Source organism: Klebsiella ornithinolytica, assembly GCF_030505655.1.
Lineage (GTDB): Bacteria > Pseudomonadota > Gammaproteobacteria > Enterobacterales > Enterobacteriaceae > Klebsiella > Klebsiella ornithinolytica.
Genome location: NZ_CP130153.1, coordinates 529571 through 540567, shown reverse-complemented (window position 1 = coordinate 540567; position 10997 = coordinate 529571). Strand labels below are relative to the sequence as shown.

At 56.0% G+C, this 10997-nt stretch carries 12 protein-coding genes; 1 reads left to right on the top strand and 11 read right to left on the bottom strand.

Features of this window, described 5'->3' with window-relative positions:
- Positions 1–6: 6 nt before the first annotated feature.
- Entirely contained in the window at positions 7–1425 is a 1419-nt protein-coding gene (locus Q1L34_RS02570) for a glutamate synthase small subunit (RefSeq protein ID WP_015585651.1), read from the top strand.
- A 74-nt stretch (positions 1426–1499) separates the two neighbouring features.
- On the opposite strand, the gene nanQ is transcribed toward Q1L34_RS02570, so the two are convergent.
- The 11 genes from nanQ to zapE form a co-directional block, all read right to left on the bottom strand.
- Positions 1500–1964: an N-acetylneuraminate anomerase gene (gene nanQ / locus Q1L34_RS02565; protein WP_048024710.1), complete on the bottom strand. Its 465-nt coding sequence runs from the start codon at positions 1962–1964 to the stop codon at positions 1500–1502.
- A complete protein-coding gene (gene nanK / locus Q1L34_RS02560; RefSeq protein WP_004868203.1) occupies positions 1961–2836 on the bottom strand; it encodes an N-acetylmannosamine kinase in 876 nt (291 codons plus the stop codon). The genes nanQ and nanK overlap by 4 nt, the downstream gene beginning before the upstream one ends.
- The gene (locus Q1L34_RS02555; protein ID WP_086815761.1) at positions 2833–3522 is read right to left on the bottom strand and encodes an N-acetylmannosamine-6-phosphate 2-epimerase; all 690 of its coding nucleotides are present in this window, start codon (positions 3520–3522) and stop codon (positions 2833–2835) included. The genes nanK and Q1L34_RS02555 overlap by 4 nt, the downstream gene beginning before the upstream one ends.
- 49 nt (positions 3523–3571) lie before the next feature.
- Positions 3572–5059, bottom strand: a complete 1488-nt coding sequence (locus Q1L34_RS02550; protein WP_015585648.1) for an MFS transporter — start codon at positions 5057–5059, stop codon at positions 3572–3574.
- Positions 5060–5217: 158 nt separating this feature from the next.
- Complete coding sequence (nanA, locus tag Q1L34_RS02545) at positions 5218–6120, bottom strand: N-acetylneuraminate lyase (protein WP_004868212.1); 903 nt, start codon at positions 6118–6120, stop codon at positions 5218–5220.
- Between the two features lie 140 nt (positions 6121–6260).
- Positions 6261–7052 (bottom strand): transcriptional regulator NanR, encoded by a 792-nt coding sequence (gene nanR, locus Q1L34_RS02540; RefSeq protein ID WP_015585646.1) that lies wholly within the window; start codon positions 7050–7052, stop codon positions 6261–6263.
- A gap of 120 nt (positions 7053–7172) precedes the next feature.
- Positions 7173–7670, bottom strand: coding sequence for a ClpXP protease specificity-enhancing factor (gene sspB, locus Q1L34_RS02535; RefSeq protein WP_048024708.1), 498 nt, complete (start codon positions 7668–7670; stop codon positions 7173–7175).
- Between the two features lie 3 nt (positions 7671–7673).
- Positions 7674–8312 carry a stringent starvation protein SspA gene (sspA, locus tag Q1L34_RS02530; protein WP_004868218.1) on the bottom strand — a complete coding sequence of 213 codons (639 nt, stop codon included), beginning with the start codon at positions 8310–8312 and terminating at the stop codon, positions 7674–7676.
- Between the two features lie 314 nt (positions 8313–8626).
- On the bottom strand, positions 8627–9019 hold the full coding sequence (rpsI, locus tag Q1L34_RS02525) for a 30S ribosomal protein S9 (RefSeq protein WP_003025138.1): 393 nt from the start codon (positions 9017–9019) through the stop codon (positions 8627–8629).
- Positions 9020–9034: 15 nt separating this feature from the next.
- On the bottom strand, positions 9035–9463 hold the full coding sequence (rplM, locus tag Q1L34_RS02520) for a 50S ribosomal protein L13 (RefSeq protein ID WP_004868222.1): 429 nt from the start codon (positions 9461–9463) through the stop codon (positions 9035–9037).
- Positions 9464–9753: 290 nt separating this feature from the next.
- Positions 9754–10881 carry a cell division protein ZapE gene (zapE, locus tag Q1L34_RS02515; protein WP_044346960.1) on the bottom strand — a complete coding sequence of 376 codons (1128 nt, stop codon included), beginning with the start codon at positions 10879–10881 and terminating at the stop codon, positions 9754–9756.
- Positions 10882–10997: the final 116 nt, after the last annotated feature.

Below are 10997 nucleotides of genomic sequence, written 5' to 3'. Positions count from 1 at the left end.
ATTCAGATGAGCCAGAACGTATACCAGTTTATCGACTTACAGCGCGTTGATCCGCCAAAGAAACCGCTGAAGATCCGTAAAATTGAATTTGTTGAAATTTATGAGCCGTTTTCAGAAGGCCAGGCCAAAGCCCAGGCAGATCGCTGCCTGTCCTGCGGCAACCCGTACTGCGAATGGAAATGTCCGGTCCATAACTACATCCCGAACTGGCTGAAGCTCGCCAATGAGGGGCGTATTTTTGAAGCGGCAGAGCTGTCGCATCAGACCAACACCCTGCCGGAAGTCTGCGGGCGCGTCTGCCCGCAGGACCGTCTGTGCGAAGGCTCCTGTACGCTGAACGACGAGTTTGGCGCGGTGACTATCGGTAACATCGAACGCTACATCAACGATAAAGCGTTCGAGATGGGCTGGCGCCCGGATCTCTCCGGCGTGAAGCCCACCGGTAAAACGGTGGCGATCGTCGGTGCCGGTCCGGCAGGACTGGCCTGTGCAGATGTCCTGACCCGCAACGGCGTCAAAGCGGTGGTATTCGATCGCCATCCGGAAATCGGTGGCCTGCTGACCTTCGGCATCCCCGCCTTTAAGCTGGAAAAAGAGGTAATGACCCGTCGCCGTGAAATTTTCACCGGCATGGGTATTGAGTTCAAACTCAATACCGAAGTGGGCCGTGATGTTCAGCTCGACGCGTTACTGAAAGAGTATGATGCCGTGTTCCTCGGCGTGGGGACCTATCAGTCCATGCGCGGCGGACTGGAAAACGAAGACGCAAATGGTGTCTTTGATGCGCTGCCGTTCCTGATTGCCAACACCAAACAGACCATGGGCTTTGGCGAAACCGCCAGCGAGCCTTACGTCAATATGGAAGGCAAACGGGTGGTGGTTCTCGGCGGTGGCGACACCGCGATGGACTGCGTGCGTACTTCCGTACGTCAGGGCGCGACTCACGTTATTTGCGCCTACCGCCGTGACGAAGAAAACATGCCGGGCTCCAAACGCGAAGTGAAAAACGCGCGTGAAGAGGGCGTCGAGTTCCAGTTCAACGTTCAGCCTCTGGGCGTAGAAGTGAATGCTAACGGCAAAGTGTGCGGCGTGAAAATGGCGCGTACCGAGATGGGCCAGCCTGATGCCAAAGGGCGTCGTCGTGCGGAGATCGTCGCAGGCTCCGAGCACGTGGTCCCGGCAGATGCGGTGGTGATGGCGTTTGGTTTCCGCCCGCACAGCATGGAATGGCTGGCGAAGCACGATGTTGAGCTGGATTCTCAGGGCCGTATTATTGCGCCGGAAGGCCATGAAAACGCGTTCCAGACCAGTAACCCGAAAATCTTTGCCGGCGGCGATATCGTGCGCGGTTCCGATCTGGTGGTGACGGCGATTGCCGAAGGTCGTAAAGCGGCTGACGGGATCCTGAACTACCTGGAAGTGTAATCAACAAACCCGGACAAACTGTCTGTCCGGGTCTCTGACAGAGCCCGCTGGCGCAAGCCCGCGGGCTTTTTTTATCATGCCAGCAGGGCGGCGCGGACCTTAATGACCACTTTTTTAATCCCGGCGCTGTCCCCGACCTGGCAACCGGGTTTGTGCGGTTCATCGGGCATGAAAACCGCAAACATATCCGGATGCAATGTCAGTACCTGTTCCCCGCGTATCCGACGGCAAAGCTGATAATCCTCGTCAGGATGCGCTTCTTCGCACTCACAGGCCGACCCGGCGACGCCATAAAAGATCCGCTCTTCCCCCGCCAGTAAAATCTGGATATCAATAAACTGGCTATGCAGTTCGGCTTTTTTCTCTTCCGGCACACCGGTATGAAACGCCATGACGTTCATCAATACATTGTCGCCCTGAAGCTCATAGCTTCCGGGAGCGATAGTGTGTAAATCGTGGGCCTGCGCCAGGGCGATAGCCCGGACCAGAACCGCCGGAAGACCGGCATGCGAAGGCTGCTGTAGATGACCCAGAATCATATCTTTCCTCCCTGTGCCCATAATGCCGCTCCTGACAGGCCCGCATCATGCCGATAGTAAGCTTCCCGCAGCGGAACATGATAAAGCGCGGGTTCTTGTGACAAGTACGTCTCAACCAGCTTCAGGTAGCCGTCTGCAAGACCGATACTGCCGCCGATCACAACGCAGGCGCAGTCCGTCACGGCCTTCAGGTCGGCAATCAGTCGCGCCAGCGTGCGTGCCGATCGCTGAATTAATATCTGCGCCTGCGGGTGTCCCTCCCTCGCCAGAGCAAATATCGCTTTTGCATCCAGCCCGCAAAGCTCACCGCCGGCCGCCGCCGCGATACCGCGCCCGGAAGCGATAGCTTCGACACAGCCTTTCCGACCGCAGCCGCAGAGCGGCCCGGCAGGATCCGCCAGCGTATGACCGCAATGGCCGGCCAGGCCTCCGCGACCGGTCTGCAGCCTGCCCTGGCTGACGATCCCCCCGCCAACGCCGGTTGAAACGGTCAAAAAGAGCATCTCGCTGACTTTCTCCGGCAGCGCATGATATTCCGCCCACGCCGCTGCCTGAGCATCATTGAGGGCAATACCGGGCAACGCCGTGAGGTCGGATAAACACGCCTGCAGAGGAAAATGTGCCAGTCCGCCCAGGTTCGCTGGATTGATGGCGGTCAGAATGCCGTCCTGAATGATGCCGGTGGAGGCGATAGCAAAACGATCCGCGCGCGCCGAGAGGGGGGCCACCAGCGCCGCCAGCGCGGCAGCTAATGCCGCCGGCGTCTGACTGGCTGGCGTGGGGACTTCACGCCGCTCCAGGAGGGTCAATCGGCTGTCTATCAGTGCGGCGGCTAGCTTGGTGCCGCCAATATCAATCGCCAGCGTCGTCATTGCACCGCCTTTTTCAGCGCCGTGTTGTACCACTCGCAAATGTGTTCCAGCCGCGTAATGGCGGAGCCTACGGTCACCGCCCAGGCGCCATGACGCATGGCCTCTGCCGCCTGCGCTGGCGTGTTGTAGCGCCCTTCGGCAATCACCCGACATCCCGCTGCGTGTAGCGCCTGTACCAGCGCCAAATCAGGCTCTTTCGGCGTGTGCGCCGTGGTATAACCCGACAGCGTGGTGCCGATAATTTCCGTACCGAGCTGCTGACAGAAGATGCCATCTTCAACGGATGAACAGTCGGCCATTGCCAGCTTGTACTGCTGATGGATACGGGCCAGCAGTGCTTCCACCGCCACCGGGCGCGTCCGACGGGTACCATCGAAAGCAATAATATCCGCCCCCGCCTGCGCCAGAGCATCAACATCCTCTAAAAATGGGGTAATGCGTACCGGTGAATCATCGAGGTCACGTTTGAGAATACCGATAATGGGTACTGTCACCCGGGCGCGGGTCGCCCGCAGATTCTCAACACCTTCAATACGCAATGCCACCGCGCCAGCCTGTTCGGCTGCCAGCGCCATCGCTGCGACAATCGCCGGCGTATCCAGCGGGCTACCGGGGACCGGCTGACATGAGACAATTAATCCGCCGTGGGCGCTGATGCGACGACCCAGTTGTTCAAGCAAAGACATAATAACTCCCTGATTTATCTCGTTGCCCGGCGCCAGCGCCGGGCACGGGTTACCTGGTTTTCACTAATCCACGTTTGCTGGCGCCGGGCATCACCGCCCCGCTCAGGGGCCTGCCATCAATCGCATCGTGCGTTCGCACCGCTTCCGGGCGGATCCAGCGCTGAACACGCGAGGGCATATCCAGTCCGATAAGCAGGATCACCACAAAGGTCAGGCCGAAAGAGAGCGATCCCAGCGTCGTGCCCAGATCCATCCGCTGCGCGATCAGCGCACCGAGCACCGGCGCGATCGCCCCACCTAAGGCACCGACGTTATAGGTAAAACCCAGACCCGCAGCACGCTGATCGGTATCGAAATAGCCGCCGATCAATTTAGGTAAGATCCCGGAGATCCCCTGCCCCAGCATCTGCTGGAAGAACAGTAACAGCCCCAGCACCCACACGTTGGTGCCGCCGATAGCAAAGACGGGAATAATCAACAGCTGGGAGGCCAGCAGGCTACAAACATAGGCTTTGCGCGTTCCCAGCCAGTCGCCGAGAAAACCGCCGACGCAACAGCCGACCGCAGCACCAAAACCGCTGAAGAACAGCACCCTGGCCACGGTCGTATGATCGTAAGCGAGCTCCGTTTTAAGATAGGTGGGCAAAAGCGCCTGGATAGGCCATGAATAGAGAAAGGCGAACAGGACGACAACCATCAGCGTCACGCCGGTTGGCCAGCGCTTACCGCTGCTTTGCACCATAAAGCTGATAAAGATCGTGGCACAAAGCAGCCCCAGTGCGACCACGATTCCGGCATTGTTGAGCTCGCCGGCGAAACAGAACCACAGCGCCGTCGCCGCCACAATGGTCAGGAAAATATTGATCGCCCGGTGTTTGCCACAATAGAGGATATCCACCATGGTCCGCACCGGCGCTTTACCCTGATGTTTCTCTTTCCAGTCTTCGGCTTCCGGGATGTTTTTCCGCAGCCACAGCGCAAAAATAATCGGCACGATGCCAATGAAAAAGAGCGCACGCCATCCCCAGACCGGTACCACCAGACTATAGATTTGCGCGGCAATCACCGCCCCGACGGAAAAGCCGGAAATCAGAAAACCACTGGCCTTGTTGCGCAGCTGCTTTGGCCAGCTTTCAATAACATAGGTCGCACTGGATCCATACTCCCCCGCCATCCCCATGCCAATCACCAGACGCGCGATAAACATGGTGGTAAAACCGGGAGCAAAGCCGCAGGCCAGCGTTCCGAGGGAAAACAGAATAATACTGGTGACCATCGCCAGCCGCCGTCCGTAACGATCGCCCATTGCGCCCAACATCAGGCCGCCAAACCAGCGAGAAATGAAGGCGGCTGAGATCAGACTCGCTGCCTCTACGGTCGTCAAACCAAAGTCTGCCTGGATTTCTGTCAACACCAGGGCAATCAGGACAAAATCAAAACCATCAAGCAAATATCCCAGCCAGGCAGCGGAGAAAGCCCGCCACTGCGCCCGGTTGAGATGGCGATACCACGGGATGTTCTGGGTCGTTGCGATCATTTTACTCTCCCGCGATGGGTCAGACCCACGCTTGGTTTGCCATACCAGATGTCGCTATCACTGCATCCGATATAGCTCGTGTTATGACCCGGACCGGGCGCATAGCGCCTCCATCCGGGAATGCCCCGCTCGCACACGCGGCGGGGAAGCCGTTAGCCTCAACCCAGCTGCGCTTTCTCCTGCTGCAGCTGCTGCGCCAGCGCTTTCAGCTCCGGCAGGAACTGCTCAGCAACCGGAGCGAACGGTTTGCGACATAGCGGCTCAGCAACCACGTCCATGTAGTGCAGCACGGTTTTCAGCCCCCGGAATACGCCGGTTTTGATCAGCAGATCGATTGCCTTGTTGCATTCACACTGCAGCCTCTGCGCTTCCGCTATATCGCCCGACCGCAGCGCTTTCACGATCCCCTGATAGCGCCAGCCCATAATGTTATAGGTACTACCGATCCCGCCATCGGCACCGGCCAGCAAGCCAGAAGCAAAAATCTCGTCATAGCCGTTGTAAAGCACCAGATCCGGATGCGCCCGGCGGATCTGCTCCATCTGGAAAAGATCGCCTGATGTCTGCTTCAATGCCCCCACGCCCGGCAGCGTCACCAGCGTATTGATCTGATCCAGGGAGAGTTTCACGCCGCTCAGCGCCGGGATGTTGTAGACCACCATCGGTAAGCCATTAGCTGAATCAATAATGGCCTGGTAGTGAGCGCAGTGCTCTTCAAAGCTGAAGGGATAGTAGAACGGCGTGACGGCGGACACCGCATCGTAGCCATAGCTGTGCGCAGCTTCGGCAAGTTGCTGGCTCTCCAGCGTACTGACGCAGCCAACATGGGCAATCAGCGTCATTTTTCCCTTCGCTTCTTCAGCGACGATCTCCAGCACTTGCTGGCGTTCTGCGCTGCTTTGCACAAAAGCTTCCCCGGTCGAACCGCCAACGTACAACCCGTCGATTCCCTGGCTCAAATTGAAACGCACCAGCCGACGCAGGCTCTCTTTATCCAGCTTTTGTTGCCCGTCAAACGGCGTAAGCAGCGCTGCCATGACTCCACGTAAATTAACCGCCATATCTCACCTCGTATGCTAGTTGTTATGATTAACTATGTACCTTTATACCTGTTATACCAGATGAATTAAGCGACGGCCTCATAGGGAACGCTTATTATGCGATCGGCTTCACTAAACGAGGATCCAGACGATCGCTCTTGTTACTTACGTGATTGTTTTTTCTGGCCGAAGGCGTGCCAGGTGGCGGAAACGCTATTGAGGTGGGTCTGCAAGGCGCGATCGGCCTCGTCAGGGTCATGGCGGCGGATCGCATCGACGATGTCGATATGTTGTTGATAGCTCACGTTATTATGTTCGTGAAGCTCGTGCTCCGGGACGGTAGGGCGTGCGGCGATGAGCCAGTCCAGCAGGGCGACATGGATAGCCAGGAAGATAGGATTCCCGGGAATTTCCGCCAGTACGCGGTGAAATTCAACGTCTGAACGGATAAACAGCGCGTTATCATCAAGCGACTGGCTGTTGATCTTCAGCGCCTGCTCCAGCTTTGCAACCTGCTCGTCGCTGGCGTGTTCCGCAGCATAGCGAACCAGGCTGGACTCGAAAAACAGACGCAGCTGTTCAAAATGCGCAATCCCGCCGGGGTGAGAGAGAAAATCCTTCGCCATCCCCGAAAGTTCGCCAATGATGGTGTCGGCAGAAGGCCGTGAGACGCGGGCGCGTTCACCGTTGTTAATCTGCACCAGTCCTTTACGCTTTAAGGCGGCCAGAGCTTCGCGCACAGAAGGTCGTCCGACGTTGAAAAACGTCATCAGCTCACGTTCAGAAGGTAGCTGCTCGCCTTCGGCAAACTCACGGCGGCGAATCATATTCTCAAGCTCTTCTTCCACCATTTCCGACAGCTTTTTGCGCGCCAGAGGACGGCGGTGCAGGCTGTTACCGATTGGGGTGGATGCTTCTTCTGTCTGGGGATCAAATGCGCTCATAGGGACCATGTGTGATGTGTGACAGCAAGTGACGACCGGACCATCTTAACACAAGAATGCCATGCTGGCGGCGTAGATAACAGAACAGGCCCCGAAGGGCCTGCAATCTGAAATCCACGACCTGCTGGATTACTTCACGACGCGCAGCGCCGGACGCCCACCGCGCGGCGGCGGAGGCGTATCATCCGGGTCATCATCATGGCGATCCGGCTTATCGCCGTCGATCACCGACATGACCGTCTCGCTTTCATTGCTTACCGATGCATCGTCATCATTCAGGGTGGTGACGTCTTCATCATAAGCCGCTTCAGGTTCGAACATGGTACCCGCACCGTTTTCACGAGCATAGATAGCCAGAACGGCAGCCATAGGCACGGAAACATTACGCGGGACACCGCCGAAGCGCGCGTTGAAGCGGACTTCGTCATTAGCCAGTTCCAGATTACCCACGGCGCGAGGAGCAATATTCAGAACGATTTGTCCGTCGCGCGCATACTCCATCGGCACCTGTACGTTTGGCAGTGTCACATCCACAACCAGGTGTGGAGTCAGCTGGTTATCCAGCAGCCACTCATAGAACGCCCGCAGCAGGTACGGGCGACGCGGCGTTAGCTGCGATACATCCATCGGTTAGCCCCGACCGAGACGCATTTCACGCTCGGCTTCAGTTAAAGAAGCGAGGAAGGAATCACGTTCAAAGACGCGAGTCATATAGCCCTTGAGCTCTTTCGCGCCGGCACCAATAACTTCAACACCGAGAACCGGCAAACGCCACAGCAGCGGCGCCAGATAGCAATCAACGAGGCTGAACTCATCGCTCAGGAAGTAAGGTTTCTGAGTGAAGACAGGCGCAATCGCCTGCAGCTCTTCACGCAGCTGTTTACGTGCGGTATCCGCTTGCGCTGCGGTACCGGTCTGAATGGTGTTCATCAACGAATACCAGTCTTTCTCGATACGCTGCATGTACAGACGACTTTCTCCACGCGCGACCGGATAGACCGGCATTAACGGTGGATGCGGGAAACGCTCATCCAGATATTCCATAATGATGCGGGATTCCCACAGAGTGAGCTCACGATCCACCAGCGTAGGTACGCTTTGATTCGGGTTGAGGTCAATCAGATCCTGAGGTGGGTTGTCCTTCTCCACGTGCTCTATCTCAAAACTAACACCTTTTTCTGCCAGCACGATGCGGACTTGGTGGCTATAGATGTCAGTAGGACCAGAAAACAGCGTCATTACCGAACGTTTGTTGGCAGCGACAGCCATGAAAACCTCCAGGTATATTCAGAATTTTTGTACTGCTACCAGCCACGCGTGGCCAGCCAGATGTAAAAACCCCATTCGCGTGAAGTCATTATTGTTTATGCGAAAAAAACAAAAAACGAACAATCACCAGCATTTGGGCAGAAAATTGGATGATAGTTTACCAGATCTTGAAGGCATTGTGGTGAGGGGATTCTGGAAATGCTGAAAAAGTGGTAAGAACAGGCGATTTGCTTGTGGATAACCGCAGGTTTATGCATAAAAAAACCCGCCGAAGCGGGTTTTTTCGCAAATTGTTCTGCGTAAGCAGAAAACAATTAACGTTTGGAGAACTGAGGACGACGACGTGCTTTACGCAGACCGACTTTCTTACGTTCAACCTGACGAGCATCACGGGTAACGAAGCCAGCTTTACGCAGTTCGCCACGCAGGGACTCATCATACTCCATCAGAGCGCGGGTGATACCGTGACGGATCGCACCAGCCTGACCAGAGATACCACCACCTTTAACGGTGATGTACAGATCCAGTTTCTCAACCATGTCGACCAGTTCCAGCGGCTGACGAACTACCATGCGGGCAGTTTCACGACCGAAGTACTGTTCCAGAGAACGCTGGTTGATAACGATTTTGCCGCTGCCTGGTTTGATGAAAACGCGAGCTGCGGAACTTTTGCGGCGACCAGTGCCGTAATATTGATTTTCAGCCATTGCCTATAATCCCGATTAGATGTCAAGAACTTGCGGTTGCTGTGCCGCGTGGTTGTGCTCGTTACCCGCGTAAACTTTCAGTTTACGGTACATAGCACGACCCAGCGGGCCTTTTGGCAACATGCCTTTAACCGCGATTTCAATCACACGCTCAGGACGGCGAGCAATCATCTCTTCAAAGGTCGCTTCTTTGATACCACCGATGTGGCCGGTGTGATGGTAGTACATTTTGTCTTCGCGCTTGTTGCCGGTTACAGCAACTTTTTCTGCGTTCAGAACGATGATGTAATCACCAGTATCGACGTGCGGAGTGTATTCCGCTTTATGCTTACCGCGCAGGCGACGAGCCAGTTCAGAAGCCAGACGGCCCAGAGTTTTACCGGTCGCGTCAACAACATACCAGTCGCGCTTTACGGTTTCTGGTTTAGCTGTAAAAGTTTTCATTAAAAGCTTACCCAAATAATAAGTTACACGTTGGTGAACACCCAAACGTTTAGTCAGTTGAGGTTCACACGACATTGTCCAGCAAACCTACCCCTTCGAATAGCCTATGCCGGCACTATAGAAAGTTTTGGGAAAAAAACCTTCTTGTAACGTGGGGTCGCAAGATTATAGAGAAGTCGGGGCCAAAGATCGACCCCTTTATGTGATTTGAACCTGCTTTTTTCGGCGGCGCGTTGCCGCGCGATATCCTTATGTCATGGCAACACGATGCGCGGGGGAACGCCCGCCAGTTAAGGCATATGCGGGCGTTTCAAATACTCTTCGCTTTGCATTTCCTGCAGGCGCGATAAGCAGCGCTGAAACTCAAACTTCAGCCGCTCTCCCTGATAAATGTCATACAGCGGCACCGCGGCGCTGACAACCAGCTTAACGTGCCGCTCGTAGAACTCATCCACCAGGGCGATAAACCGCCGGGCTTCACTCTCCAGCTGCGTCGTCATCACCGGTACATCAAACAACATGACGGTATGGAACAGGCGCGAAAGCGCGATGTAATCGTGCTGACTGCGCGCGTCCACGCATAGGGTAGCAAACGAGGCCGCCAGCGTCTGGTTTTCGACGCCTAATGTCGGGAGCGGTCGATGGTTAATTTCCAGCGTCGGCGTCTGCTCGCGTTTCGCCCCCGCTAAGGCCAGCCACAGTTTATCCATCTGCTGCTGCGTCTGCGCATCGAGCGGCGACAGCCAAAGATGGGCCTGCGTCAGCGTGCGCAGGCGGTAATCAATACCCGCGTCCACATTCATAATGTCGCAATGCTGTTTAATCGCCTCGATCGCGGGCAGGAAACGGGCGCGCTGCAGGCCGTTGCGATAGAGCTCATCTGGCGGGATGTTCGAGGTAGCCACCAGCGTGATGCCACGCGCAAACAGGGCTTTCATCAGACCGCCCAGCAGCATGGCATCAGTAATATCGGAGACAAAAAACTCATCAAAACAGAGAACGTCGGTTTCCGCCTTGAAGCGATCGGCGAGGATTTCCAGCGGGTCGCTGTGTCCCTGCAGGGCCACCAGCTCTTCATGGACGCGCAGCATAAAGCGATGGAAGTGCAGGCGCTGCTTACGATCGCCGGGCAGGCTATGATAAAACAGGTCCATCAGCCAGGTTTTCCCTCGCCCGACGCCCCCCCACATATAGAGGCCACGTACGGCAGCCGTCTCGACGGTAGGTTCACGCTTACCCAGCAGTTTGCCGAATTTTGCCCGCAGGCCGCTGCTTTGCGGCGCCGGAACGGGTTTATTCTGCAGTTCATGATAGATAGTATCGAGGCGGCTTACCGCTTCCTGCTGGACGTCGTCAGGTTGATGGCTGCCCTCTTTGAGAGCTAAAAGGTAACGCGATGTTGGGGACAGGCTTTGCATGATCTAATTGTTATTCCTTGAAAACCGTAATGCTGAAGCTCACGATTGACGAAAAAAAGGCCGTTCTACACTACGCGATGATACGCCAGGATTCCACTTCTGTGGAATTAGCGGTT

What these genes read in the sequence shown, in the direction of transcription:
- nanA (WP_004868212.1), bottom strand. Translation starts at nt 6,120, where the DNA reads ATGGCGGTTAATTTACGTGGAGTCATGGCAGCGCTGCTTACGCCGTTT.
- Q1L34_RS02570 (WP_015585651.1), top strand. Translation starts at nt 7, where the DNA reads ATGAGCCAGAACGTATACCAGTTTATCGACTTACAGCGCGTTGATCCG.
- Q1L34_RS02555 (WP_086815761.1), bottom strand. Translation starts at nt 3,522, where the DNA reads ATGTCTTTGCTTGAACAACTGGGTCGTCGCATCAGCGCCCACGGCGGA.
- rpsI (WP_003025138.1), bottom strand. Translation starts at nt 9,019, where the DNA reads ATGGCTGAAAATCAATATTACGGCACTGGTCGCCGCAAAAGTTCCGCA.
- nanR (WP_015585646.1), bottom strand. Translation starts at nt 7,052, where the DNA reads ATGGTCCCTATGAGCGCATTTGATCCCCAGACAGAAGAAGCATCCACC.
- nanQ (WP_048024710.1), bottom strand. Translation starts at nt 1,964, where the DNA reads ATGATTCTGGGTCATCTACAGCAGCCTTCGCATGCCGGTCTTCCGGCG.
- nanK (WP_004868203.1), bottom strand. Translation starts at nt 2,836, where the DNA reads ATGACGACGCTGGCGATTGATATTGGCGGCACCAAGCTAGCCGCCGCA.
- Q1L34_RS02550 (WP_015585648.1), bottom strand. Translation starts at nt 5,059, where the DNA reads ATGATCGCAACGACCCAGAACATCCCGTGGTATCGCCATCTCAACCGG.
- sspA (WP_004868218.1), bottom strand. Translation starts at nt 8,312, where the DNA reads ATGGCTGTCGCTGCCAACAAACGTTCGGTAATGACGCTGTTTTCTGGT.
- sspB (WP_048024708.1), bottom strand. Translation starts at nt 7,670, where the DNA reads ATGGATGTATCGCAGCTAACGCCGCGTCGCCCGTACCTGCTGCGGGCG.
- zapE (WP_044346960.1), bottom strand. Translation starts at nt 10,881, where the DNA reads ATGCAAAGCCTGTCCCCAACATCGCGTTACCTTTTAGCTCTCAAAGAG.
- rplM (WP_004868222.1), bottom strand. Translation starts at nt 9,463, where the DNA reads ATGAAAACTTTTACAGCTAAACCAGAAACCGTAAAGCGCGACTGGTAT.